This is a genomic window from Pseudomonas sp. FG36, assembly GCF_057809275.1.
In genome coordinates this window covers 51,954-77,139 of record NZ_JBMDJQ010000022.1, presented here as the reverse complement: position 1 = coordinate 77,139, position 25,186 = coordinate 51,954, and the positions used below count along the sequence as shown (strand labels likewise).

The window sequence follows — 25,186 nt, the reverse complement described above, 5'->3', positions numbered from 1 at the left end:
CAGGCCCTATACACACGTCATTGACAAGGTATGTTGGGTCTCTGTGGCAGATTGATTGAGCGAAATGATCGATTACGTTCCGCTCTCCTGCGCTGGCGCTCTCCTCATCATGTGAGACGTAGCTGGCGTCAATCGGTTAAAATTGAAGGTTCTCCGTGGTGCTCCACGCTCTCTACTGAATCTCCAAGGAATACCATGCTCACAGGCAAGCTCCGCGGTCAGGTCGACAAGATCTGGGAAGCCTTCTGGACCGGCGGTATCAGCAACCCCATTTCTGTCATCGAACAGTTCACGTACCTGCTGTTCATCCGCCGCCTCGACGACATCCATACGCAGCGTGAAAAGGTCGCTAATGCTATCGGAGTGCCTTTGAGCAGTCCGGTTTTTGCACCGGAGCAGGAGGGGCTGCGCTGGCACAAATTCAAGAACATTGATCCGCAGCAGATGTTCGAGCGAGTGCGTGATCAGGTGTTCCCTTTCATCAAGAGCCTGCATGATGCTGAAAGCACCTTTGCTCAGCACATGAAAGATGCAATCTTCATGATCCCCAAGGCCTCAGTGCTGGATCAGGTGGTGCAACTGATCGACCTGCTCGACTTGCATGATCGCGACACCAATGGCGACCTTTACGAATATATGCTTTCCAAGCTGAGCAGCGCCGGTACCAACGGTCAGTTCCGAACTCCACGGCACATAATTCGACTGATGGTGGCGATGACTGCGCCGGTGCTGGACGGAAACAAGAGCGACACTATCTGTGACCCGGCAGCAGGTACTTGTGGTTTCCTGATGGCCGCCGAGGAGTATGTGCGTGCCTGCTACGGTGATCCGGTACTGCGCCATGACAACGAAAGCCATTTCCACAATCGCATGTTCACCGGCTTTGACTTTGACCAGCACATGTTGCGCATCGGTGCCATGAATCTGCTGCTGCATGGAGTCAACAACCCCACAGTGGCCTACCGAGATAGTCTCAGCGATCACGGCGAAGATAACATTCGTGAGGCCTACTCCCTGATTCTTGCCAACCCGCCGTTTAAGGGTTCGGTTGCCTATGACGAACTGTCGCCTGATTTGCTATCTGCGCTGGGTAAGTCCCCAAAAAAGGTACAGACTCGCGGCAAGACCAAGAAAGACGGTGACGAAACTGCTGATAAGAAAGGTCCTTCGGAAAAGAGCGAGTTGCTGTTTCTTGCGCTGATCTTGCGCCTGCTTAAAACTGGTGGGCGGGCTGCGGTGATCGTGCCGGATGGCGTTCTGTTCGGCTCCAGCAAATCGCACCGGGCAATCCGTCAGACCCTGGTGGAACAGCACAAGTTGGATGCGGTAATCGCCATGCCGTCTGGGGTTTTCAAACCTTATGCTGGAGTGTCAACGGCCATTTTGCTGTTTACTAAGACTGGCAACGGTGGTACCGACGACGTTTGGTTCTACGACATGCGAGCTGATGGTTGGAGCCTTGACGACAAGCGCAAGGAGTTGCTTTCCCAAGCGCAACAGGAATCGCTCTATCGGCATCTGCAGGGCGAGAGGGGCGAGCTCTTCGAGGCCCATGAGCAATGCAATCTACCGGATATCCTCCACCGCTGGTTTGCACGCGATGATGAGAGGGTGCGAGCACGCAGCGATCAGTCGTTCCTAGTGCCCAAGGCGGAAATCGTTGGCAACGGCTATGACCTATCGATCAATCGTTATAAGCAGCTGATCTACAAGGATGTGCAGTACGACGCACCAAAGGCGATTCTGGGGCGGATCAAGGCGTTGCAAGATGCCATGGAGCAGGGGATCAAGGCGTTGGAGGGGATGCTGTGAGCTTTCCTGAAGTGAAAATGTCAGAGGTTGCTCCGATTATCCCGCTGGAAAGTGGCTTGATTGACAGAGAAGGCTACTGGCTTTTAAACCTCGATCAGGTCGAAGCGAACTCGGGTCGTATACTTTCTAAACTGCGCGTCGACTTGAATGGAATTGGTACTTCCACCAATGTTTTTGGCCCTCAGCACGTTCTCTACTCAAAGCTACGTCCTAACCTAAATAAGGTCGTGGTGCCGGACGAATATGGATATTGCTCCAGCGAGCTGGTGCCCTTGCTTCCGGACAAGGAAAGGCTTGATCGGGACTATCTGGCGTTCTATCTGCGCTCGCCCGACTTCGTAAATTGGGCCGTCAGCAAAACAGCTGGCGCTAAGATGCCTCGCTTGAGCATGAAACTGTTTGGCGAGCAGAAGATTCCGTTGCCTCCTCTGCCCACACAGCGCCGTATCGCCAAAGTGCTGAAGCAGGTTGATCGCCTGCGTCAGCAGGCGCAGCAGATAGAGACGGAGCTAAAGCAGCTTACTCAGTCGCTGTTTCTGGAGTTATTTGGCGATTATCGGCAACAGACAGCTGAAAAATTCGTTTCGCTGGCGGAAGTTGCTGATGTGGTTTCCGGCGTGGCTAAGGGTAGTAAGTTGAGCGGTGCAGTTCGCACCCTGCCATATCTACGTGTTGCCAATGTGCAGGATGGCTTTCTTAATCTGTCTGACGTCAAGGAAATCGAGGCAACCGAGCGCGACATCAAAAAATACATGCTCAAGCCTGGCGACATTCTTATGACCGAGGGCGGAGACTTCGACAAGCTTGGGCGCGGTGCCATGTGGTCGGGAGAAATCACCGAGTGCATTCACCAGAACCACATCTTCCGGGTACGCCTTTCCGACGACTACGACCCGCAATTCTTTGAGTGTTATTTGCGCACTCAAATGGTCAAGACCTACTTCCTCAGCTGCGCGAAAAAGACCACCAACCTGGCATCAATCAACATGACGCAACTCAAGGCCTTACCGATGCCGAAGGAGCCGCGCGACAGGCAGACGCAGTTCGCTGTAACGCTGCAGAGGATTGAGGCCCAGCGACAGGTCACCTTACGCCAACAGGCGGAGCTGGAGCAGGCTTTCCAGTCGCTGATGCAACGCGCTTTCAGGGGCGAGTTGGCTTTAAAGCTGGCATGATCCACCCATAGTCCCGTATTTAAAGGAACCACGGATGAGTAACTTCCTTTTCATGGTCGAGTGGCCTGAACTGCTGGAGCCGGCTGGCAAGGCAGAAAGCCTGGTACATGCTGACCCACGTGCAGCCTGCTTTTATGCTCGTTATGCCGTGGAGCGAGCGGTGAGTTGGGTCTACCGTTACGATCCGGCCATGGACCAGCCCGGCTACGATCACAGCCTGAATACATTGATCCACCAGTCTTGCTTCAAGAACATGTTGCCACCGCCACTGTTCGGCAAGTTGAAGCTGGTGCAGAAAGCTGGTAATGCGGCGGTGCACAGTGAGCGCAAGGTGTCCCCTGCTGACGCAGCTCAGGTGGTCAAGGAGCTGCATCACATCCTTTATTGGTTCTACCGCAGCTATACGCGGCAGACGCCGCAGAACCAGGTGTTTGATGCGACGCAGCTTCCACATACGATTGCAGTCGACGCTCAACTGGTGCAGCAGAGCGTCAAACAGCTCAAGGCGCTCGAGCGCCAGTTGCAGGAGCGGGACGAAAAGGCCGCCGAGGCGCTGGCCGAAAAGGAGCAGCAGAACGCCGAACTGCGTGTTGAACTGGCCCGTCTACAGGCGCAAGTTGCCAGCCACAAGGTTCAGCATCAGCAGTTGCCTGATAGCCACGACTGGTCAGAGGCAGAAACTCGTAAGTACCTTATCGATCAATTGCTGCGTGAGGCTGAATGGAAGCCCGATGGTGCGAATGTCGCCGAGTACAAAGTCACCGGCATGCCCAGTCCTCAAGTGCTCGGATACGCAGACTATGTCCTGTGGGGGGCTGACGGCAAACCGCTGGCGGTAGTGGAGGCTAAGCGGGCTACCATCGAGCCCCATCTGGGCCGGCAGCAGGCAAAGTTGTACGCTGATTGCCTGCAGCAGATGCATGGCCAGCGCCCACTGATGTACTACACCAACGGTTATCAGATCTGGTTCTGGGATGATGCCAGTTATCCGCCGCGTATGGTGCAGGGGTATCACAATCAGGACGAGCTGCAGCGCATGGTCGACCGTCGTACTCTGGTCACACCGCTTGCTGAGGTAGGCGTTGACAGTGCAATTGCCGGCCAGGGCCGACCATATCAGGTTCAGGCAATCCGTTCAGTATGCGAGCAATTTGAACAGCATAAACAGCGTAAAAGCCTACTGGTAATGGCTACTGGCACCGGTAAAACACGAACGGTGATCGCGCTGGTGGATGTGTTGATGCGTGCCGGCTGCGTGAAGAATGTGCTATTTCTCGCTGATCGCAATGCGCTGATCAGCCAAGCTAAGAAGGAGTTCACTAAGTTACTGCCCAGGGCCGGCGCGGAAATACTTTCTGGCGGCACTCGTGCGCTGAAAAGCCGGATCTCGCTAGCGACTTATCCAACCATGATGAACCAGCTTAATGCACCAGCAGACAAGCGTCTGTGTGGCATTGGTCATTTCGATCTGGTGATCGTCGATGAGGCGCACCGCTCCATCTACCAGAAGTACCGCTACCTATTTGAATACTTCGATGCGCTGCTGGTTGGGCTGACTGCTACCCCTAAGAGTGATATCGACAAGAACACCTATCAGATATTTGACATCGAGAACGGCGTGCCGACTTTTGCCTATGAGGCGCACCAGGCTTTTGACGACAAGGTCTTGGTGCCTCCGCGAGGCTACAGCGTGCCGCTCAAGTTTATGCGCCAAGGAGTGAAGTACGCTCAGTTGTCTGCCGAGGAGCGTGAAGAGTGGGAGAGCAAAGAGGAACTGGATGAGCGCGACGAGGTACTACCCTCGGAGGTTAACCAATTCCTGTTCAACACCGACACTGTCGACAAGATGCTCCAGGTTTTGATGGCGCAAGGTATCAAAGTGGCTGGTGGCGATCGGTTAGGTAAGACGATAATTTTTGCCGCAAACAATGCACATGCTGAGCTGATTGTCGATCGATTCAATCATCACTATAAAAATTGCAAAGGGCATTTCGCACGGGTAATTACTTACAAAGAGAAGTACGCAGACACCCTGATTGATGAGTTTAAGGGCGAGCGTGCACCGGTCGATCCTAACGTGCCACTAACCATTGCTGTATCAGTGGATATGTTGGATACTGGGATTGATGTCCCTGAGGTGGTAAACCTCGTTTTCTTCAAGGTTGTACAGTCTCGGGTTAAGTTCCTCCAGATGCTTGGTCGTGGCACTCGACTGTGCAAAGATCTTTTCGCTCCCGGCGACGATAAGACTGATTTTCGGATATTCGACTATTGTCAAAACTTCGAGTTTTTTGAGGAAAACCCAGAGGGCGCGACGGATAACCTTGCTAAGCCGCTGTCACAGCAGATTTTCGCCAAGCGTCTGCAGCTTGCTACGGCGCTTGCTTGCTCCGAGCATACTGCGGAGCAGGTTTATCGGCGCTACACCCTCGACCTCCTGCACCATCGGATCACTGGGATGAACCTCGACAACTTCATGGTGCGCCCGCGTCGCCAATTGGTAGAGCGCTACCTGCAACGCGATGCCTGGAACTGTCTAAATGCCCTGCAGATTGGTGAGCTGAATGACCATCTGGGACCGCTGCCCACTGAGGCAGCTCCCTTCAATACTGCCGAGGCTGACAGTGAGCTTGCGCTGCGCTTTGACCACCTGGTTCTCCGCTTGCAAATAGCACGGCTGGAGGAGGGCATAATCCCGGAGAGTTTACGTCTACAAGTGGTGGAGTTAGCTAGACAATTGGAAGCCAAAGCGAGTGTGCCTGACGTTAAGGCGCACCTGCATTTCATCCAGCAAGTGCAAAGTGATGAATGGTGGCAGGACTCGACAATCCCAATGCTCGATGAGATGCGTCTGCGTCTACGGAAGCTTGTGCAGTTTGTCGACCGCGAAGGGCGCAAGGCGGTTTATACCCGCTTTGAGGATGAACTGAGTGAGGCGACAGAGAAGGATGTTATCTCCATCATCGCCACCGGCGGAGCGTTGCTGCAGTACCGCAAGAAAGTTGAAGCATTCATCAAGGCCAACGAGGGGCAGTTGACCATCCAACGGATAAAGCGCAACCGTCCTGTCACCGTCCAAGACTTAGCGGTGCTGGAGGACCTTCTGTTTGCTGCCAGCGGCTTGCCAGACCGTACAACTTACGAGAAAAATATACACCCGGATAAATCGCTCGGGGTGTTTATCCGTGAGTTGATTGGCCTTGACCGCAGCGAGGCCAAGGAGGCCTTCGCTGATTATCTAGACGAGCGACAAATGAATAGTGCGCAGATCCAGTTCGTCACTCTTTTGATTGATTACTTTACTCAGAATGGCGTGTTGGCCCCCGAGCGCCTTACTCAGCCGCCGTTCGCCGCCGACCTGCTGCAGCTATTCCAGCCAGCCCAAATCGCCGATATTGCACAGCGAATTCGTGTGATCAACGATAATGCACAGGCGGTGAATGAGGAGGCGAGGGGTAATATGTCAATGGTCGCGGAAGCCACGAGAGGGTATTGAGAAGCAGCAGGGCGAAGATAGTTGGCGGCCATAGCTAGAGTTGCGACTGTCATGCTGACTGACAGTACCATCTCATTCACCGCGTACAGTTGGCTGATGCAGCGCTACGAGTGGGAGCGACGCATCAGCTCAACGGTCGGTTACTACCAGCGCTTACCGAAAACTAAATTCGGTGTCCGGAATTAGTTGAACGCGACACTTCGAGCACTTACTGGCCTGTGCCCCAATGTGTACACGAGATTAGATGTTTCAATCGAACAGCGCCGTCTCAGTTAGTCCCTTACCGGGGTCCGATGCGCGGGCGTTTATAAGGCCCCACTGGCATTGGATAGGGTTCGAAAGGCGCAGGGCGCCGACGGCCTGCGAGCTTGTCGAGGCCATAGTGGGGGCTCACCCGAGCGATTCGTCGAAGTAGTCACTGTCGAGCCTGGGCACTTTGTAAAGCTGCGAGCTGACACCCACCTCATGGTCGAGCATCAGGTTTACCAGGCGTTTACCATCGACCAATACCAACCCCTCGACCGAGCGCGCGAAGTCAACGGCCTGGGCGGTGAAGCCGGAGGTGGTGATGAATACACCGCGTTTGGCTTTCTGCCCGGCCAAGGCGCCATAAAACGCTTGTAGGTCGGGACGCCCGACAGTGTTCTGCCAGCGCTTGGCCTGCACGTAAACCTTTTCCAGCCCTAGTGCGTCCAGCGAGATCACGCCGTCGATGCCGCCGTCGCCACTGCCGCCGACTTGTTGCAGAGCCTGACGGTTCGCGCCATAGCCCAGGCTGTGCAGCACGTCGAGTACGATGTGCTCGAAGCGTGTCGAGCTGGCTTGTAGCAAATTGTCCAGAAGGTCTCCCGCGACGCTTGTGCGCAGCTCGAGGATGGCTTGGTTTAGGCGCTCCTGCGGGCTGCTAGTGGCGAGGTCGGTCTTGGCAATAGGCTCTGACGTGTCGCTGCTTTCATCAAGCGAGGCGGCGTCCGGTGCTGTCTTCAGCTTCACGCTCATGAAGTTCACAGCTAGGTGCTCGACTTGCTCTGGGCTCAACGGCGTCGGGTTTGCCTGGGCGAATGCGCGGCCGGTGTCGGTCAGCTGCCAGTAGCCACGCTTGGCGCTGCTAGAGTAGCCAGCACGCTTTAGCCGATCATGCGCCCAGCCTGATCGATTCTTGTAGGTGGCCTGGCCACTTGCGATGGTCTCCTGCCGCTGTGACTCGCTCAGGCAAAGAGACATGGCGGCGGCTTCGTGAGCCTCGCTCGCGGTGGACCCGTCAGGACGTGTGGCGAGAAAACGTAGGATGGGCTCTATGAACTGGTCGTAGGTCGGGACTGACATGGCTCTTTCTATTCCTGATTAGAGGCTTAGTCCAACGTAGCAGCTCAGCGACTGCGCTTTGTCTTAGTGAGCCAAATTGCTGATCTCAACGCGCTGTCTACCATATTCACACCCATGATTTTTCTAAGCGGCGAGCGAGCAGTCGCAGGGTTAGGAGGTAGTAATACCGCGTTGCATTGCTGCGCCGGGCTAGACGCTGTTCGAGGAACCAAATCACATGCTTCCGCTGCCAAGTCCAAGGCGTTTCTCGCTGCCAGCGCTCTGCAATCTCAGCCTGGATGATTTTCGCCTGTCGTACATGGCGTTGTCGAGTTGCGTGCGAGCCCGTCAATACCGCAGACAAGAACAGCTCCATGTCGAATGACTTGCTCATGCGCACCCTCCAATGTAGGCAGCGACCACGTCGATCCGCCCGTGCCCCAGCTCATAGCTGATTTGCCTTCGGGCCTCACGATCAAGGTTCCCGTCTACCTGGCAACATTGGCCGCCATTGATTGGCGCGGGGTGTTGGTTGATCTGCTCGTAGCGCTCACAGGCATACGCCGCTCGTAGCTCATGGAAGCCTCTGAGGTTGTGTGCATGGAGGATGTCCCGCGCAGGGCGGATGATTTCCTGGAGAAAATTCAGGTAGCTTTCATCTGGTGCAATCAGGTTGCGGCTGCCCGTAGGTGACAGCTGCCGTGCAAACCCAAGTGCGTCTTGAACATGGTGGTCCACCGCAATCCATCGTGGCGCTGAGGCGCCAGCTCGGCCGCCTTTGGTGCCATCCTGGATGTTGATCCTGCCTAGGTCGTTAGCCTCACGGCTCAGCCGTGGCAAGTCGGCTAGGATCGCCTCACGCAAGCGCATGCCGGTGGCTCGCGCCAACAGAACGATTGCAGCGGCCCGTTGCTGATGATTGCGGCAAAGCGCATTGACGATCTGTTTAACCTGTTCGCGGTCTTGGCCCTGCGGCACTGAGTGGCGAATCCCGGTGCGCTGCATACCCAACGCCCTGCTCGGACTGGACAATGCCACGTACTGATCACCGCGAAGCGCTGCCATAGTCCTGTTAACGCTGGAAAGGCGGTTTTGTGCGGTGCTAAGAGCAAGCTCACCGCGCCTAACCACTTCGCGCAGATACGCCGCATAGTCCGCCAATACCTTCCGATCAATCTGCCGCGCATCATTGATACCCGGCCCCTGTTCTGAGCGGCACCACTTAACGAATGCCTGCCACCGATCACAGTGTGCCTTCACCGTGCCGTAGTGGCCGCCGCCGAACATGTCTTTCAACGCCTGCGGCCCTGCATAGCTCAGTTGTCTGCCGTAGCCGAAATTGCGGCCATCGCGTCTACCCACCAATGCCATATCGGTCACCTCATCTCTTGCTCTCCAGTCCTGCCCCACGTCATCCCGCCAAGAATGCTGAGTGTTATCAGGGATCAAGGCCCCTGCGACCTGTGGGGAATGTCCTCTACGCGGGACTGGCGGCTCCTTACGACCGGGAGCAAGGGCATCTCATGATCTGGCCTCCTGAGCACCATTACCGGTGGGCGGGTGGAGGCTGCATTGGCTGACGAGACCAGTGCCGCGAGATCCTGAACCGGGTGAACGCAGCGGTGCGATGACCGGGGCATGCCTGACTGTCAGTCAGGTGCAGTCCATTCCTTGGTCTGCGGCACCATCATCTAAAGCGCTGTTGCTGGTGACATCGACGGTTGTCACGCTGATTGTCACGAGGGAAGTTGCCGCAAAGCCAAGTGCGATGAGGGCTGCAGCAGGGTTAGAAGCGCCCGTCTCTTTCCAGGAGAAAGAGACGGGCACAGGTTGGCGCAAGATTCGGCCAAGCGGATAGGTTGCTGCAGGGCAGCGCAATAGGAAGTGTCGTCTGGCGCACGAGGGCCATGAAATGTAGTTGGCATCCATCACCGGGGAGGTGACCGGGCGAGCTGCCGGATGCGAATCGCCCTTGGGGAGAACCACCGCGGGAGCGGCGTGACCTTTAAGATTCGGGTCACCTGGGGTGCTGTCATCGACAGCGCTTGCTCGGCCAGTTCTACGCTTGTGGATAAACCCGGTCAAGGGCCGAGATTCAGCGCTTATGGGGACGTGAAAAGCGGTTATCCATCTGTGGAATTCCGTGGTAAATCCCGGATTACGTCGTGGCTTTTAGCTCTTCAAGGTGAGGTCCATCCAAACAGGGCGGCTTTGCAGCCCTGTTTGGATGGACCCGCGCTGACAAGCGGATAAACGAGGCTGCTTTCCCTGAATCTTGAGCGATCAGTTGCTGTCGCCGCCGTTATTGCGCCTGTACAGTGCTAGCGGATCGGCACCACGTTATTGTCTCTGACTTGGCCGTATGCAGAGGCGAGCAGGCTGCCGGTGGCGGCTTTCTGGATGTACTCACTCCACCAAGCCATCATCGGGCGCCGGCGCTCGATGTAGTCGGCTCGGTTGTAGGCGCTGCGCACTTCATCCTTGTCGACGTGCGCCAGGGCTACTTCGATGAGCTCCGGGTCCCACCCATGTTCATTCAAGATGGTGCTGGCCATCGAGCGCATGCCGTGGCTGACTAACCGATCCTGGAACCCCATGCGTTTTAACGCCATGTTGGCCGTTTGGCTATTGGCGTGGGTACGCGGATTTCTGTCTGCCGGGAAGACGTATTCGCGATGGCCGCTGTGAGTTTTCAGTGACTCCAAAAGTGCGACAGCGTGATCACTCAACGGGATGCTGTGAGGGCGGCGCTTCTTCATCCGCTCCGGTGGAATAGTCCAGACACGCCTTTCAAAGTCGATGTCTGCCCAGCGAGTAGTCGCCGCCTCGGCGGGGCGAGTCATGGTGTGCAACTGCCATTCGATCAGGCAGCGGGTGGTGCGTTTGATACTGGCGTTCGCGATCTCCAGCATGAGCTCGGGGAGTTCTTCGGGCGGAAGCGCAGCCATGTTCTCTTTCTTGGGCTTCTTGAATACTGCCCTGATGCCGGTGAGCGGATTGGCGAAGATCAGCCCGGAGTTTACGCCGTAGGTCATGATCTCGTTTAGCCGCTGGCTTAGACGCTTGACCGTCTCCAAGCTGCCTTTCGCTTCGATTGGACGAAGCAATGCGATCACCATCGGCGCGGTGATCTTCGTCAGTGGCGTCGTCTTCAAATCGGGGAACACGTGCAGTGTGAGCGACCGCCAGATGTCCTCGGCGTAGGCCGGGGTGACCGAGTCTTTCTTGAGCTCGAACCAGGCGGTGGCCACGTTCTCGAAGGTGTGTTCCGTTTCTGCGCGCTTGGCCTCATTCAACGTATTGCGTTGCACCTTCGGATCGATGCCCTGTGCGAGCAGCTCGCGGGCATCGACTGCCATCTTTCGTGCATTAGCCAGTGACAGTTCGGGGTAGGTGCCGAAGCCGATGTTGATGCGCTTCTTGGTCACCGGTTCTCGGTAGTTGAAATTCCACAGCAACGAGCCGTTGCTGCGTACGCGGAGCTGCAAACCGTCACCGTCCGTGAGGACGTAATCCTTGGACGCGGGTTTGACTCCCTTGAGTTGTCGATCGGAGAGGCGGAGGTTTTGAGCAGGCATGAGATTGTCCTCAAGCACTGATTCGGTATTCCAAAGATTAGCACCGGGTGAGCTGGAATACCGCCTGGAATACCCGAATAGCTGGAACTCAAAAACTCTTGAAAGACCGCAAAAGCGCTGGAAGCCGCGTATTTACTGGATCGCAGGCACAAAAAAAGACGTCCGTGGACGTCTTTGTTTGATCATTTGGTGGAGCCGGGGGGATTTGAACCCCCGTCCGCCAGTACTCCGCTGTCGGTACTACATGCTTAGCCGTGTCTACTGATTTAATCCGCAGCCGCCCGACGGGCAGGGTGCTTTGGATGAGTTGGGTAAGTTTTAGTCGCTTCGCCCCCAACGTGCTGCACGACGATCCTGTTCTGTATGACAATCATTTCGGGTTTACAGGCATCCCCTGATGATTGCTGGAGCCGAAGCTACCAGGAGAGCGGGCTCAGCTGCTTACGCAGCGAGAGCGTAGCCCTCGTAGTTTTCGTCATTGGCAACTATAGAAAGTTGCAACAGTGGATTTACGAGTTCTGTTACCAACTCGGCATGCACCTAGAGTTTCGCTACCGGCGTCGAATCCTAATCGGCCCCACACTCAGCTCTAGCTGAACGTGCCTTTCAGCACGCAAGGCCGAGTATACGCGCTTACGCGGGCGACGTCGACAGAAGGTTCGGCCACCCGCGTGTGCGCAGGGCCTAGGTGCCACTGCCACCGGCCGAGCCGCTGCCTTTCTCGGTCTTTTCCAGGCGCTCGAGCACCTTGCTGGTGATGGCGATGCATTCCTTGTTGTCGCCTTTCGCCTGGGCGGCCTTGGCCTGGTCCACGTGCTCGGTGATGGCCTTGTCCAGGCCTTCGGAGGTGGCGCCGGCGGTGGCCATGCTGTCGTCGATCTTCTGCAGGTTCATGGCGCACAGGTCGTCGGCGGCGAATACAGGCGAGGCCAGCAGGGTGGCGGCCGCGAACAGGGCGGATAGCGCAGTACCTTTCATGGGAGTCTCCTCGTGAGGCCTCGGGAAGGTGGGCCTGATCGGTGGACTGCGCGGCTTTGGGCGGGGTTCAATCGGGTTTGTCGCCCTTGCATCGCGGGGCAAGCCCGCTCCCACGCCTTGCGCTTGCGGGGTTTGGCACGCGCAAATAAAAAGCCCCGGCACGGGGCCGGGGCTCTGTCATCACGCTAACGTGATCACTCCTGGTTGGCCAGTTTGTGCTCAAGGTAGTGGATGTTGACGCCGCCTTTGCAGAAACCTTCATCACGCACCAGGTCGCGGTGCAGCGGGATGTTGGTCTTGATGCCGTCGACGACGATCTCGTCCAGGGCATTGCGCATGCGCGCCATGGCTTCGTCGCGGTCCTTGCCGTAGGTGATCAGCTTGCCAATCAACGAATCGTAGTTCGGCGGAACCGAGTAGCCGCTGTACAAGTGCGAATCGACGCGCACGCCGTTGCCGCCCGGGGCGTGGAAGTGCTTCACCTTGCCTGGGCTCGGGATGAACTTCTTCGGGTCTTCGGCGTTGATCCGGCACTCCAGCGAGTGGCCGCGGATCACTACGTCTTCCTGGCGGAACGACAGCTTGTTGCCAGCGGCGATGCTGAGCATCTCCTTGACGATGTCGATACCGGTGACCATTTCCGAAACCGGGTGCTCCACCTGAACACGGGTGTTCATTTCGATGAAGTAGAAACGGCCGTTCTCGTACAGGAACTCGAAGGTACCGGCACCGCGGTAGCCGATCTCGATGCACGCGTCGACGCAACGCTTGAAGACTTCCTGGCGGGCCTTCTCGTCGATGCCCGGGGCCGGGGCTTCTTCCAGCACCTTCTGGTGACGGCGCTGCAGCGAGCAGTCACGGTCGCCCAGGTGCACGGCATTGCCCTGGCCGTCGGACAGGACCTGCACTTCCACGTGGCGTGGGTTGGTCAGGAACTTCTCCAGGTAGACCATCGGGTTGCCGAACGCGGCACCGGCTTCGGTGCGGGTCAGCTTGGCCGATTCGATCAGGTCTTCTTCCTTGTGCACCACGCGCATGCCGCGACCACCACCGCCACCGGCGGCCTTGATGATCACCGGGTAACCCACCTCGCGGGCGATCGCCAGCGCGGTTTCCGGATCTTCCGGCAGCGGGCCGTCGGAGCCTGGCACGGTCGGCACGCCCGACTTGATCATCGCTTCCTTGGCCGACACCTTGTCGCCCATCAGGCGGATGGTGTCGGCTTTCGGGCCGATGAAGATGTAGCCGGAGTTTTCCACCTGCTCGGCGAAATCGGCGTTTTCCGCGAGGAAGCCGTAGCCCGGGTGGATGGCGGTGGCGCCTGTCACTTCGGCGGCGGCGATGATCGCCGGGATGTGCAGGTAGGATTCCTTGGACGATGCAGGGCCGATGCAGACCGATTCGTCTGCCAGGCCCAGGTGCATCAGTTCACGGTCGGCCGTGGAGTGCACGGCGACGGTCTTGATGCCCAGCTCTTTGCAGGCACGCAGGATCCGCAGGGCAATTTCCCCGCGGTTGGCGATCAGAACTTTTTCGAGCTTCCCAGACATCGTTGGCTCTCCGCGAATCAAACGATGGTGAACAGCGGCTGGTCGAACTCAACCGGCTGGCCGTCTTCTACCAGGATGGCGTCGATCACACCGCCGATATCGGATTCGATGTGGTTCATCATCTTCATGGCTTCGACGATGCACAGGGTGTCGCCCTTCTTCACGGCCTGGCCGACTTCTGCGTAGTTCGGCGAAGTTGGCGAAGGCTTGCGGTAGAAGGTGCCGACCATCGGCGAACGGATCACGGTGCCTTTCAGGGCAGGTGCGGCGGCAGCGGCTTCAGCGGCCGGGGCGGGAGCGGCGGCAACCGGGGCTGCGGCAGGCGCGGCGGCCATTGGCGCGGGTGCGTAGAACTGCTGGGCGGCCGGGGTCTTGCTGTGACGGCTGATGCGAACGGACTCTTCGCCTTCCTTGATCTCCAGTTCGTCGATGCCGGACTCTTCCAGCAGTTCGATCAGCTTTTTGACTTTACGGATATCCATTAATCAGCAACTCCCAAGGTTCGGTCGGGGACGTATTTTTAAAACGTGTCGAAAACGTTTCTTCATGAGCCTCGGCCCTAAAGGGCCAAGGCCTTGTGTCATCAGGGCTGTGCGTTGGCAGCCAGGTGTTCCAGCGCAGACTCCAGGGCCAACCGGTAACCGGTGGCTCCGAGGCCGCAGATCACCCCTACGGCAACATCCGAAAAGTAGGAGTGGTGACGGAACGGCTCGCGTTTGTGCACGTTGGAAAGGTGCACTTCGATGAATGGGATGCTCACCGCAAGCAATGCGTCACGTAATGCGACGCTGGTGTGGGTGAAAGCGGCCGGATTGATCAGGATGAAGTCCACGCCTTCGTTGCGCGCGGCGTGGATGCGGTCGATCAATTCGTACTCGGCATTACTCTGCAGGTATTGCAGATGGTGGCCGGCGGCGCGGGCGCGCTGCTCCAGGTCCTGATTGATCTGGGCCAGGGTGGCGGCGCCGTAGTGCCCCGGTTCGCGGGTCCCGAGCAGGTTCAGGTTGGGGCCGTGCAGCACCAGTAGGGTTGCCATCTGCGATTCCTTGGTTTTGTAGGGCAATTCGACATAGCGCGGCGACTATGCCGCAACAGGCGCTGAGTGTCCAGTTCCCGGCAATAGCCAGCACGATGTCCGAGATTCACGCAAAGTATGTGACCGGATGACTGACTTTGGTCACTCGCCAGCGGATTTTTCAGAGGCTGCGGGAAGTTATAGACCGAGTTGGCCGCGCACGCGCGCCAGAACCTGGGCAAAATCGCCGGCGTTTATCTCGCCAATCACCCGATCGCTGGTCATTTCGCTGCCGTTCGCCGCAAAGAACATTAACGCGGGCGGGCCGAACAGGCGGTAGCGGTCGAGCAGGGCGCGCTGTTCGGCATTGCTTTCGGTGATATCGAAGCGCAGCAGGCGGAAGGCGCCGAGTTGCGCCTCGACCTGCGGCGCGTTGAGCACCTCGTGCTCGATCACCTTGCAGCTGATGCACCAGTCGGCGTACCAGTCGAGCAGCACTGGCTGGCCGGCGGCCTTGGCTTCGGCCAGGGCGGCATCGAGGGCGGCGGGGCTGGTGATGGTCTGCCAGGCGTCGGCCTTGGCCGCTGCGGGGCTGCCGGCCACGGTAGGTGGCGGCAGTGGGCGCAGCGGATCGCCCTGGCCGCTCAGGGCGCCATACCAGCAGGCCAGGGCGTAGACCAGCAGCGCCAGGCCGAGCAATTGCGCCAGGCGCTGACGCGGGGTTTTCACCACGAACTCCAGGGCGCCGAGGAACAGCGCCACGCCCGCGGCCAGCAGGCCGATCAGCAGCAGGGTGACAGGCCCCGGCAGCACGCGGCTGAGCAGGCCGATGGCCAGGCCCAGCAGCAACACGCCGATGGCGTTTTTCACCGTGTTCATCCACGGCCCGCTCTTGGGCAGCCAGGCGGCGCCACCGGTGGCGACCAGCAACAGCGGCGCGCCCATGCCCAGGCCCAGGGCAAACAGTTTCAGGGCGCCGCCCAGCGCGTCGCCGCTGGCGCTGATGTACAGCAGCGCACCGGCCAGCGGTGCCGACACGCAGGGCGAGACCAGCAGGCTGGAAAGCACGCCGAGCACCGCCGCGCCCAGCAGCGAGCCACCCTTGGTGCGGTGGGCGAGGCTGTCCAGGCGGCTGCTCAAAGCCTGCGGCAGCTTGAGGTCGAACAGGCCGAACATGGCCAGGGCGAACAGCACGAAGAACGCGGCGAACGGCACCAGCACCCAGGCCGATTGCAGGCGCGCCTGCAGGTTGAGCCCGGCGCCGAACAGGCCCATCAGTGCACCCAGCACGGCGAAGCTCGCCGCCATCGGCAGCACATACGCCAGCGACAGCGACAGGCCACGCAAGCCGCCGACCTGGCCGCGCAGCACCACTCCGGAGAGGATCGGCAGCATCGGCAGCACGCACGGAGTGAAGGTCAGGCCGACACCGGCGAGGAAGAACAGCAGCAGCGACTTCCAGGTCCAGCCCTGCTCGGCGCTTGCCGGCAGCGGGGCGCCTTGGCCGTCGATGCTCAAGCGCGCGGTCTCCGGCGGATAGCACAGGCCCTTGTCAGCACAGCCCTGGTAACCCACCAGCAGGGTGAAGGCGCGCGGGTCGTTGCGCGGCAGTTCGATGTCGAGCACGCCGTGGTACACCTCGACATCGCCGAAGAACTCGTCGTGCTTGGCCTCGCCCTGGGGGATGTTCGGCGCGCCGAGCTTGATGTCCGCAGGCTCGGTGCGGAACTGGAAGCGGTGGCGGTAGAGGTAGTAGCCGTCGGTGGCGACGAAGCGCAGCTTGACGGTCTGGGCGTCGGTCTCGATCAGGCTGAGCTTGAAGGCTTCGTGCACCGGCAGGAAGTCGGCGCTGTTGGACGCGGCGCCGAGGGTGGCGCTGGGGCGGTTGTCGAGCAGGCCGGTGGCGAACGCAGGGCTGGCCAGCAGCAGGAACAACAGGAAAAACAGGCGGCGCATGGCGGACTCGCGAGGTGGAACGTGGCGGCATGATAGCGGACTTGGCGAGGCTATGGGCCATCGCGGGGCAAGCCCCGCGATGCTTTCAAAGCCGGAACGCCCGCACCGCCGTGTTCAACTCACCGCCCAGCTTGAGCAACTGCTCGCCCTGCTCACGCCCTTCGCCAATACGCTGCAGGTTGTCCTCGCCCAGCTCGTGGATGCGCTCGCTGTGATCACGAATCTCGCTCACCGCCCCGGTCTGCTGCGCGGTCACATCGGCGATACGCACCGCGGTGTCGGAAATGGTGCGGATAGCGCTGACGATCGCGTCCAGCGCACCATCGGCCGACTGTGCCTGGTTGGCCGTGGCCTCGGCGTGCTCCAGCTGGGTGCGCATGCCGTCCACCGAATCGCGGGCGGCTTGCTGCAGGCGGTCGATCAGCGCCTGGATCTCGCCAGTGGCGCCAGTGGTGCGCTGCGCCAGCGAGCGCACTTCGTCGGCCACCACGGCGAAGCCACGGCCCATCTCGCCGGCCCGTGCCGCTTCGATGGCGGCGTTGAGCGCCAGCAGGTTGGTCTGCTCGGCAATCGCGCGGATCACCGTGAGCACGCCACCGATGGTCGCCGACTCTTCCGCCAGTTGCTCGATCATCCGGGCGTTGCCCTGCACTTCGTCGACCAGCGCGCGCAGGCCGGACAGGCTCTGGCCAATCACCGTCTGGCCCTGCTCCACGGCACGGCCGGCATCGCGGCTGGCCTCGGCGGCGGAGCTGGCATCGCCGGCCACCTGCTGGATGGTCGCCTCCAGCTCGCCCAGGGCGTCGCGGATCTGCGCCGTGTCCCCGGCCTGGCGTTCGGCGCCGTCGTGCAGGGCGCTGCTCATGCCGGCCAGGGCATGGCTGCTGCCGGCCACCTGTTCGGCGTTGTGACGGATGGTGCCGACCAGCTCCACCAGGTACTGGCGCAGGCGGTTCAGCGATTCCTGGATATCGTGCAGCTCGCGGTTGGTGCGGCCTAGGGCGATGGGTTGGGCGAAGTCGCCCTCGGCCCAGCGCGACAGCGCCGGCGCCAGGCTGGTGAGGGTGCGTGCCAGGCGACGCTGCAGGGTATCGATGAGCAGGGCGATCAGCAGGATCAGGCCGATCATCAGGCCCTGGATCAGCCGTACCTCGCCAGCGATGGTGGCGTGCAGGCCGCGTACCTCGGGCTCGAGGCCGGCGATGGCCTGCTGCACCGCCTCCAGGCGCTCACCGGTGCTGGCGGCCAGGGTGGCGCGGCGCTCGATCTGCTCGCGGGTACGTTGCAGTTCGGCAGGGTAGCGGCCGAGCAGGCTGTGCAGCTCGCGCTTCAGGCCCACGGCGATGTCTTCCTGCTCGGCGCTGGCTTGCGACTCCAGGCCCATCATCGCGGCAAAGTCATCGGCATTGGATTCGGCGGCACGGGTCACCCCCAGCAGCGGCAGGCCGTCGATGGCCTGGGCCTGGGCGGCGATCTGTTGCAGTTCGCGGTCCACTTCGTCGGCCAGCTCGGCGCGGCCGCTGCTGACCAGCTTGTCGCGGGCCAGGGACAGACGGCCCAGGTGCAACGAGGCTTCCAGCAGTGGCGTCAGGTAACGACTGGCGTCGGCGCTGCCGCTGTCACGGGCATAGCCGGCCAGTTGCTCGAGGTTTGCCCCGAGCTCCCGTTCGGCTTGCAGCAGCAACGCCTGGGGGTCGCCGGCCAGCTTGCCGGCGGCTAGCAGTTCGTTGGCGGTGAAGCCCTGCAGGCTGTCGAGGCTCGGGCGCAGCTTGGCCGACAGGGGCTCAGGCCAGTCGGCCAGGGCTGCCTGCAATTGCTTGTTGGCCTCCATGGCCGCCGCGTGGCGCAGGGCGTCGCCGCTGCCCAGGTAGGCCTGGATGTTGCGCGCGGCATCGTTCTGGAACTGCTGGGACAGGCCCAGGTAGCGCTCCATCAGTTGATAGGGACGTTCCAGGGCGCGTTGCGACCACCACAGGGTCGCGCCCAGGGCAATACACACGGTCACCAGCAACAGGGTGTTGAAATTGGTCAGCCACTTCAGGCGCATAGCCGCGAACTTCCTGCGGAGGGGGAGTGGAGAAGTCGGGCCTGAAGTTATTGCGATTTTGTGACGAGGTGATGACGACGGCGGGTTGGCGCCATAAAAAAGTGGCACAGTGCCGGTATTGGTGCCTGGTCCATCGCGGGCTTGCCTAAGGCTCGACCCGCACCACGCAGTTGCGTCCGGCGTGCTTGGCGCGGTACAGCGCCTCGTCCGCGGCGCTGGCCATGGTCAGCGCGTCGAGCTGCTCGTCCAGCTGCACCACCCCGGCGCTGAAGGTGCATTGCAGGTCGTGGGGCTGGGCCGGGTAATGGATCTCGGCAAAGCGTCGACGGATTTCGTCGAGCACCTTGTGCGCCGCTTCCAGTCCGGTATTGGGCATGACGATGGCGAACTCTTCGCCACCGTAGCGGCCGATGAAGTCGGTCTTGCGCAGCCGTTGCTTGAGGAACAGCGCCAGGCTCTTGATCACCCGGTCGCCCATGGGGTGGCCGTGGCGGTCGTTGATTTTCTTGAAGTGATCGATGTCGAGCATGGCGAAGCTCAGGGGCTGCACCTCGCGGCGGGCGCGGAAGCTGCAGTCCTCGAGCAGTTGCAGGATGTGGGTGTGGTTGTACAGCCCGGTGAGGCTGTCGCGCACCATCCGCGCCTTGAGGTGGCGGGCGCGGGCGGCGCGGTTGCGCACGGTGGTCACCAGGTGCCGCGAGCGGATCGGCTTGGTAAGGAAGTCGTCGCCGCCCTCGCTCATTGCGTCGAGCTGCTTGTCCAGGTCGTCCTCGGCCGACAGGTAGATGATCGGCACGCTGACGTAGCGGTCGTTGTGGCGGATCACCTTGGCCAGCTCCGGGCCGGTGCACGCGGGCATGTACATGTCGAGGATGATCAGGTCGGGCTGGAAGTCCGCCAGCTCGCTCATGGTGCGGATCGGCTCGGTGAGGGTGCGGGTGATGATCCCGGCGCTGTTGAGCGTTCGCTCGGTGTGCAGGGCCTGGGCCCGGGAGTCGTCGATCACCAGCACGCGGAACGGGTCGTACTGGGTGGCGCTAGTCAGCAGTTCGAGCTTCTCCAGCAGACTGGAGGCGTCCAGGGTGCCGGTGAGGAACTCCTGGCCGCCGGCGCGCACCGCGGCCAGGCGGGTCGGGGTGTCGGTTTCATGCAGGCTGAAGAACAGCAGCGGCACCGGTTGTTCCAGGCCTTGCTGGGCCTGGGCCGCCAGTTGCAGGCCGATGCCGGCGCCGGTGAAGTCGACGTCCATGACGATCGCCGACGGCAAGCGCTCGCTCATCGACGCCTGGAACGCCTCGGCGCTGCACAGCGCCTGCACACTCAGGCCGAAGAACTCCAGTTGCTGGGCCAGGCGTTCGGCGCGGTCGTGATCCTGCAGCACGATGTACACCGGTTTGCGCAGCGGCGGCAGGGGCACGTTGTCGAGCTGGTCGCCCTTGCGCAGGCCGGTGCGTGACAGGCGCTGCATCAGGCGATTGAGCTCGCTGATCAGTTCCGAGTTCAGGCGCGCGCTGTTGGCTTCGATGGCGCGCAGGGTCTGGCCGATGGCCGTGGACAGGCTGCCATGCTCGGGCTGCTCGAAGCGTTCGGCATAGCGCTGCAGGCGCAGGTTGGCCTCGCACAGTTCGCCCAGGTCGCCGCTGGACCACTCGCCACGCTGCAGGCGCTGCCAGATCTCGAGGATCTGCCGGGCCTGGTGGATCACCCGCTGGGCAAAATGCTGCTTGAGGCGTTCGTGGCTCGGCTCGGCTGGCTGGGTCATGTCCTGACTACTTATGAGTGGGAGGGCGCAGGTTCAATGATGGCTCTATGCTAGCACTGCTTTTCCGACAAGCGAGTGCCTCGGGTCAACAAAGTGTTAAGGGACGGTAATTCAGTTGCTGACCTGTTGGTCGCTTATACGAATGGCGGCGTCTGCTTTATAGTGCTGCCACCTGGGTTTGTCGTGGCACCCTGGCCGAGGCCTGTGGTCCAAACCCTGAACCGTTCGTGACTGATTAAGGACAATGCCATGCTGGATTGGAAAAACCGCGAGGCCAAGGCCGAGCCCCGCGAGCGGGTCGAAACCCGCGGCGCCGCTACCCGTAGCTATGTTGGCGGCCTGTGGAGCCGTGCCCTGGGCACCCTGATCGGCCTCTACCTGCTGGTGTGCATCGGCCTGGGCTGGTACTGGAGCCAGGAGCCCGAGCTGTTCCCGGTGCAGCAGAACGCCCAGGCCGCCGCCGAGCGCAACGGCCAGCAGATGGTGGTCGGCTACACCACCATCGAAACCCTCAAGACCGTCGCCGGCACCCTGCTCGACAAGCCGGGTGGCTACATCTCCAACGACCGTTTCCCGCCAGGGCTGTGGATGGACAACATGCCGAGCTGGGAATACGGCGTGCTGGTCCAGGTGCGTGACCTGTCCCGCGCCCTGCGCAAGGACTTCGCCCGTTCGCAGTCGCAATCGACCGAGGACGCCGACCTGGCCAAGGCCGAGCCGCGCTTCAACTTCGACAACAAGAGCTGGATCCTGCCGTCGAGCGAGTCGGAGTTCGAAGAGGGCATCAAGTCGCTGAACCGCTACCAGGTGCGCCTGGCCAAGGGCGACCAGGGCGCGATCTTCTACACCCGCGCCGACAACCTGAACAACTGGCTGGGCGACGTCGCCACCCGCCTGGGCTCGCTGTCGCAGCGCCTGTCGGCCAGCGTTGGCCGGGTCAAGCTCAACAACACCCTGAAGACCGAGTCCGTGGCCCCGGGCCAGGCGCCACAGGTCGACGAGGAAGTGGTCGAGACCCCATGGCTGCAGATCGACAACGTGTTCTACGAAGCTCGTGGCCAGGCCTGGGCGCTGTCGCACCTGCTGCGCGCCATCGAGGTCGACTTCGCTGACGTGCTGGCGAAGAAGAACGCCACGGTCAGCGTGCGGCAGATCATCCGCGAGCTGGAAGCCTCGCAGGAAGCGCTGTGGAGCCCGATGGTGCTCAACGGCAGCGGTTTCGGCATGTGGGCCAACCACTCGCTGGTGATGGCCAACTACATCTCCCGGGCCAACGCCGCGGTCATCGACCTGCGCCAACTGCTGTCCCAGGGCTGAGATGCCGGTCAATCCTGCCGAGGTCGCGCACCGCGCGGCCTCCGACGCCGAGCTGGTGGCCTGGGTCGACGAGCATGACCAACTGCTCGGCGCCCTGCCACGGGCCGAATTGCGCGAGTGCGGCCTGATCGGGCGCTGCACCTTTATCCTGCTGTTCAACAGCGCAGGCAACTTGTGCGTGCACCGGCGCACCTTGAGCAAGGCGCTGTATCCCGGTTACTGGGATGTGGCGGCGGGGGGGATGGTCGGGGTGCAGGAGTCCTATGCCGAATCGGCGGCCCGGGAACTGGCGGAGGAACTGGGGGTGAGCGGCGTCGAGCTGCGCTTCCACGAGACGTTCTACTTCGAGCAGCCGGGCAACCGCCTGTGGGGCGCGGTGTTTTCCGCGGTGTGGGACGGGGCGTTGCGCCTGCAGCCCGAGGAAGTCAGCGAGGCGCGGTTCATCAGTGTCGAGCAGGCCCTGGCGGAAAGTGCAACACTGCCGTATTGCCCGGACTCGCTGGTGGCGTTGCAGCGCTATCAGGCTGCCCCGCAATGAAGTCGCAAAACTTTCGTAAAATGGCGCAATCCTGTACTTAGCAACAGGCGGATTTATCGTTACACTGCGCGCCCTTTTCGGGCTGCCGCACAACCTTGCGGCAGTAGCGCCGCCCCTGCCAGAGTGGGGCATCGCGGTCGGCTCCCGCCGACCAGTTTTTTGTCCTCGGCACAGAGGAACAAAAGTGGCCAAGAAAGCTTCTTCCTTTTCCGCCCTGGGCGGTCTCGTCTTTTCCACCGATGCCGGTCGGCACTGTCCCGACTGCAGCAAACCGGTGGACGACTGTATCTGCAAGCAGCAGGTCATCCCCGAGGGGGATGGCATTGCCCGCGTGCGCCGTGAAAGCAAAGGCCGTGGCGGCAAGACCGTGACCACCATCACGGGCGTCCCCCTGGCCCTGGAACCGCTCAAGGAGCTGGCCAGCACGCTCAAGCGCCGCTGCGGCACCGGCGGCGCGCTCAAGGACGGGGTCATTGAAATCCAGGGCGATCACGTCGAGCTGTTGCTCGCCGAACTGATCAAGCAGGGTTTCAAGGCGAAGAAATCCGGCGGCTGAGTACAGCCGCGCGATTTTTTGCCCAGCGCTTTCTAAACTCGTTCCCGTGGGCAGGGTCTATGCCTGACACGGAAGAATCGTCATTTTCAGTATTTACACTGCCAGCGCCCCGAGGTGGGGCAGTGTTTCGACTTTTCATACAGGGGACTTGAATGTCCGTACGACGCACACGCAAAGACGATGGTAGCCAGTGGACCGTGGCCGACAGCCGCAGTGTTTATGGCATCCGCCATTGGGGCGCAGGTTATTTCGCCATCAATGACGCCGGGCGCGTCGAAGTGCGCCCCAACGGCCCGGATAGCGCGCCGATCGACCTCTTCGAACAGGTCCAGGAACTGCGCCAGAGCGGCCTGTCGCTGCCGCTGCTGGTACGTTTCCCCGACATCCTGCAGGACCGCGTGCGCCAGCTGACCGGCGCCTTCGACGCCAACATCGCGCGCCTCGAGTACCAGAGCCAGTACACCGCCCTGTACCCGATCAAGGTCAACCAGCAGGAAGCGGTGGTCGAGAACATCATCGCCACCCAGAACGTCTCCATCGGCCTGGAAGCCGGCTCCAAGCCCGAGCTGCTGGCGGTGCTGGCGCTGGCGCCGAAGGGTGGCACCATCGTCTGCAACGGCTACAAGGACCGCGAGTTCATCCGCCTGGCGTTGATGGGCCAGAAGCTCGGCCACAACGTGTTCATCGTGATCGAGAAAGAGTCCGAGGTCGCCCTGGTGATCGAGGAGGCCGCCGAGCTCAAGGTCAAGCCACAGGTCGGCCTGCGCGTGCGCCTGTCGTCGCTGGCGTCGAGCAAGTGGGCCGACACCGGCGGCGAGAAATCCAAGTTCGGCCTGTCCGCCGCGCAGCTGATCTCGGTGGTGCAGCGTTTCCGTGACGCCGGGCTCGACCAGGGCATCCGCCTGCTGCACTTCCACATGGGTTCGCAGATCGCCAACCTGGCCGACTACCAGCACGGCTTCAAGGAAGCCATCCGCTACTACGGCGAATTGCGTGCCCTGGGCCTGCCGGTCGATCACATCGACGTCGGTGGTGGCCTGGGCGTCGACTACGACGGTACCCACTCGCGCAACGCCAGCTCGATCAACTACGACATGGACGACTACGCCGGCGTGGTGGTTGGGATGCTCAAGGAGTTCTGCGACGCGCAGGGCCTGCCGCACCCGCACATCTTCTCCGAGAGCGGCCGCTCGCTCACCGCGCACCACGCCATGCTGGTGATCCAGGTGACCGACGTTGAGAGCCACAACGACGAAGTGCCGACCATCGAAAACAAGGAAAGCCTGCCCGAGACCGTGCAGTGGCTGGCCGACCTGCTCGGCCCGACCGACATCGAGATGGTCACCGAGACCTACTGGCGCGCCACCCACTACATGGGCGACGTGGCCGCGCAGTACGCCGACGGCAAGCTGACCCTGGCCGAGAAAGCCCTGGCCGAGCAGTGCTACTTCGCCGTGTGCCGTCGCCTGCACAACTCGCTCAAGGCGCGTCAGCGCTCGCACCGCCAGGTGCTGGACGAACTCAACGACAAGCTGGCCGACAAGTACATCTGCAACTTCTCGGTGTTCCAGAGCCTGCCCGACACCTGGGCCATCGGCCAGGTACTGCCGATCATCCCGCTGCACCGCCTGGACGAAGAGCCGCTGCGCCGCGCTGTGCTGCAGGACCTGACCTGCGACTCCGACGGCAAGATCAACCAGTACGTCGACGAGCAGAGCATCGAGACCAGCATGCCGGTGCATGCGGTCAAGGAAGGCGAGGACTACCTGCTCGGCGTGTTCCTGGTCGGCGCCTACCAGGAAATCCTCGGCGACATGCACAACCTGTTCGGTGACACCGACTCGGTGAACATCTACCAGAACGCCGATGGCAGCGTGTACCACGCCGGTATCGAGACCCACGACACCATCGAGGACATGCTGCGCTACGTGCACCTGTCGCCGGAGGAGTTGATGACCCACTACCGCGACAAGGTCGCCAGCGCCAGGATCACCGCCCGCGAGCGTACCCAGTACCTCGACGCCCTGCGCCTGGGGCTGACCCGCTCCTCGTACCTGTCGTCCTGATCGTACTGGGCCGCCGCGCGGCCCTTTGGCATAGG

18 protein-coding genes and 1 other RNA gene are annotated in these 25,186 nt (G+C 61.0%); 7 read left to right on the top strand and 12 right to left on the bottom strand.

Features of this window, described 5'->3' with window-relative positions; all coding sequences use genetic code 11:
* The first annotated feature begins 195 nt into the window (after positions 1–195).
* Genes ACODS9_RS17620 through ACODS9_RS17610 form a run of 3 tightly spaced genes read left to right on the top strand, consistent with a single transcriptional unit; the run spans position 196 to position 6,483 of the window.
* Positions 196–1,812, top strand: a complete 1,617-nt coding sequence (locus ACODS9_RS17620) for a type I restriction-modification system subunit M (protein ID WP_489094380.1) — start codon at positions 196–198, stop codon at positions 1,810–1,812.
* On the top strand, positions 1,809–2,987 hold the full coding sequence (locus ACODS9_RS17615; protein ID WP_489094379.1) for a restriction endonuclease subunit S: 1,179 nt from the start codon (positions 1,809–1,811) through the stop codon (positions 2,985–2,987). Before ACODS9_RS17620 ends, ACODS9_RS17615 begins: the two co-directional genes overlap by 4 nt.
* Before the next feature lie 34 nt (positions 2,988–3,021).
* Positions 3,022–6,483 carry a DEAD/DEAH box helicase family protein gene (locus tag ACODS9_RS17610; protein ID WP_489094378.1) on the top strand — a complete coding sequence of 1,154 codons (3,462 nt, stop codon included), beginning with the start codon at positions 3,022–3,024 and terminating at the stop codon, positions 6,481–6,483.
* Between the two features lie 390 nt (positions 6,484–6,873).
* On the opposite strand, the gene ACODS9_RS17605 is transcribed toward ACODS9_RS17610, so the two are convergent.
* The 12 genes from ACODS9_RS17605 to ACODS9_RS17550 all read right to left on the bottom strand — a co-directional run bounded on the left by ACODS9_RS17605 (position 6,874) and on the right by ACODS9_RS17550 (position 20,674).
* Positions 6,874–7,809, bottom strand: coding sequence for a restriction endonuclease (locus ACODS9_RS17605; RefSeq protein ID WP_489094377.1), 936 nt, complete (start codon positions 7,807–7,809; stop codon positions 6,874–6,876).
* A gap of 106 nt (positions 7,810–7,915) precedes the next feature.
* Complete coding sequence (locus ACODS9_RS17600) at positions 7,916–8,182, bottom strand: hypothetical protein (protein WP_489094376.1); 267 nt, start codon at positions 8,180–8,182, stop codon at positions 7,916–7,918.
* Positions 8,179–9,159: an integrase domain-containing protein gene (locus ACODS9_RS17595; protein ID WP_489094391.1), complete on the bottom strand. Its 981-nt coding sequence runs from the start codon at positions 9,157–9,159 to the stop codon at positions 8,179–8,181. Before ACODS9_RS17595 ends, ACODS9_RS17600 begins: the two co-directional genes overlap by 4 nt.
* A gap of 950 nt (positions 9,160–10,109) precedes the next feature.
* Positions 10,110–11,366, bottom strand: a complete 1,257-nt coding sequence (locus ACODS9_RS17590; protein WP_489094375.1) for an integrase domain-containing protein — start codon at positions 11,364–11,366, stop codon at positions 10,110–10,112.
* Between the two features lie 187 nt (positions 11,367–11,553).
* Positions 11,554–11,945, bottom strand: a transfer-messenger RNA (tmRNA) gene (gene ssrA / locus ACODS9_RS17585).
* A 105-nt stretch (positions 11,946–12,050) separates the two neighbouring features.
* Entirely contained in the window at positions 12,051–12,344 is a 294-nt protein-coding gene (locus ACODS9_RS17580) for a hypothetical protein (protein ID WP_046854113.1), read from the bottom strand.
* A 194-nt stretch (positions 12,345–12,538) separates the two neighbouring features.
* Positions 12,539–13,894: an acetyl-CoA carboxylase biotin carboxylase subunit gene (gene accC / locus ACODS9_RS17575; RefSeq protein ID WP_023631558.1), complete on the bottom strand. Its 1,356-nt coding sequence runs from the start codon at positions 13,892–13,894 to the stop codon at positions 12,539–12,541.
* Between the two features lie 17 nt (positions 13,895–13,911).
* Complete coding sequence (accB, locus tag ACODS9_RS17570; protein ID WP_489094374.1) at positions 13,912–14,376, bottom strand: acetyl-CoA carboxylase biotin carboxyl carrier protein; 465 nt, start codon at positions 14,374–14,376, stop codon at positions 13,912–13,914.
* Between the two features lie 101 nt (positions 14,377–14,477).
* Entirely contained in the window at positions 14,478–14,930 is a 453-nt protein-coding gene (gene aroQ, locus ACODS9_RS17565; RefSeq protein WP_011535870.1) for a type II 3-dehydroquinate dehydratase, read from the bottom strand.
* 177 nt (positions 14,931–15,107) lie between these two features.
* Positions 15,108–16,865 carry a protein-disulfide reductase DsbD gene (locus ACODS9_RS17560; RefSeq protein WP_401111949.1) on the bottom strand — a complete coding sequence of 586 codons (1,758 nt, stop codon included), beginning with the start codon at positions 16,863–16,865 and terminating at the stop codon, positions 15,108–15,110.
* Between the two features lie 85 nt (positions 16,866–16,950).
* Positions 16,951–18,696, bottom strand: coding sequence for a methyl-accepting chemotaxis protein (locus ACODS9_RS17555; protein WP_489094390.1), 1,746 nt, complete (start codon positions 18,694–18,696; stop codon positions 16,951–16,953).
* Positions 18,697–19,057: 361 nt separating this feature from the next.
* Complete coding sequence (locus ACODS9_RS17550) at positions 19,058–20,674, bottom strand: diguanylate cyclase (RefSeq protein ID WP_367857895.1); 1,617 nt, start codon at positions 20,672–20,674, stop codon at positions 19,058–19,060.
* Positions 20,675–20,923: 249 nt separating this feature from the next.
* Here ACODS9_RS17550 and ACODS9_RS17545 point away from each other — a divergent pair, with 249 nt between their 5' ends.
* The 4 genes from ACODS9_RS17545 to speA all read left to right on the top strand — a co-directional run bounded on the left by ACODS9_RS17545 (position 20,924) and on the right by speA (position 25,151).
* The gene (locus tag ACODS9_RS17545) at positions 20,924–21,991 is read left to right on the top strand and encodes a DUF2333 family protein (protein WP_102684474.1); all 1,068 of its coding nucleotides are present in this window, start codon (positions 20,924–20,926) and stop codon (positions 21,989–21,991) included.
* 1 nt (position 21,992) lies between these two features.
* Entirely contained in the window at positions 21,993–22,529 is a 537-nt protein-coding gene (locus tag ACODS9_RS17540; RefSeq protein ID WP_489094373.1) for an NUDIX hydrolase, read from the top strand.
* Positions 22,530–22,713: 184 nt separating this feature from the next.
* On the top strand, positions 22,714–23,085 hold the full coding sequence (locus ACODS9_RS17535; RefSeq protein WP_023631654.1) for a translation initiation factor Sui1: 372 nt from the start codon (positions 22,714–22,716) through the stop codon (positions 23,083–23,085).
* A 152-nt stretch (positions 23,086–23,237) separates the two neighbouring features.
* Positions 23,238–25,151, top strand: coding sequence for an arginine decarboxylase (speA, locus tag ACODS9_RS17530; protein WP_023631655.1), 1,914 nt, complete (start codon positions 23,238–23,240; stop codon positions 25,149–25,151).
* The last annotated feature ends 35 nt before the right edge of the window (positions 25,152–25,186 follow it).

Bases quoted from the DNA above. Each gene is read 5' to 3' on its own strand.
- ACODS9_RS17620 (WP_489094380.1), top strand. From the start codon at position 196: ATGCTCACAGGCAAGCTCCGCGGTCAGGTCGACAAGATCTGGGAAGCC.
- ACODS9_RS17610 (WP_489094378.1), top strand. From the start codon at position 3,022: ATGAGTAACTTCCTTTTCATGGTCGAGTGGCCTGAACTGCTGGAGCCG.
- ACODS9_RS17605 (WP_489094377.1), bottom strand. From the start codon at position 7,809: ATGTCAGTCCCGACCTACGACCAGTTCATAGAGCCCATCCTACGTTTT.
- ACODS9_RS17600 (WP_489094376.1), bottom strand. From the start codon at position 8,182: ATGAGCAAGTCATTCGACATGGAGCTGTTCTTGTCTGCGGTATTGACG.
- ACODS9_RS17595 (WP_489094391.1), bottom strand. From the start codon at position 9,159: ATGGCATTGGTGGGTAGACGCGATGGCCGCAATTTCGGCTACGGCAGA.
- ACODS9_RS17590 (WP_489094375.1), bottom strand. From the start codon at position 11,366: ATGCCTGCTCAAAACCTCCGCCTCTCCGATCGACAACTCAAGGGAGTC.
- ACODS9_RS17580 (WP_046854113.1), bottom strand. From the start codon at position 12,344: ATGAAAGGTACTGCGCTATCCGCCCTGTTCGCGGCCGCCACCCTGCTG.
- accC (WP_023631558.1), bottom strand. From the start codon at position 13,894: ATGTCTGGGAAGCTCGAAAAAGTTCTGATCGCCAACCGCGGGGAAATT.
- accB (WP_489094374.1), bottom strand. From the start codon at position 14,376: ATGGATATCCGTAAAGTCAAAAAGCTGATCGAACTGCTGGAAGAGTCC.
- aroQ (WP_011535870.1), bottom strand. From the start codon at position 14,930: ATGGCAACCCTACTGGTGCTGCACGGCCCCAACCTGAACCTGCTCGGG.
- ACODS9_RS17560 (WP_401111949.1), bottom strand. From the start codon at position 16,865: ATGCGCCGCCTGTTTTTCCTGTTGTTCCTGCTGCTGGCCAGCCCTGCG.
- ACODS9_RS17555 (WP_489094390.1), bottom strand. From the start codon at position 18,696: ATGGAGGCCAACAAGCAATTGCAGGCAGCCCTGGCCGACTGGCCTGAG.
- ACODS9_RS17550 (WP_367857895.1), bottom strand. From the start codon at position 20,674: ATGACCCAGCCAGCCGAGCCGAGCCACGAACGCCTCAAGCAGCATTTT.
- ACODS9_RS17545 (WP_102684474.1), top strand. From the start codon at position 20,924: ATGCTGGATTGGAAAAACCGCGAGGCCAAGGCCGAGCCCCGCGAGCGG.
- ACODS9_RS17540 (WP_489094373.1), top strand. From the start codon at position 21,993: ATGCCGGTCAATCCTGCCGAGGTCGCGCACCGCGCGGCCTCCGACGCC.
- speA (WP_023631655.1), top strand. From the start codon at position 23,238: ATGTCCGTACGACGCACACGCAAAGACGATGGTAGCCAGTGGACCGTG.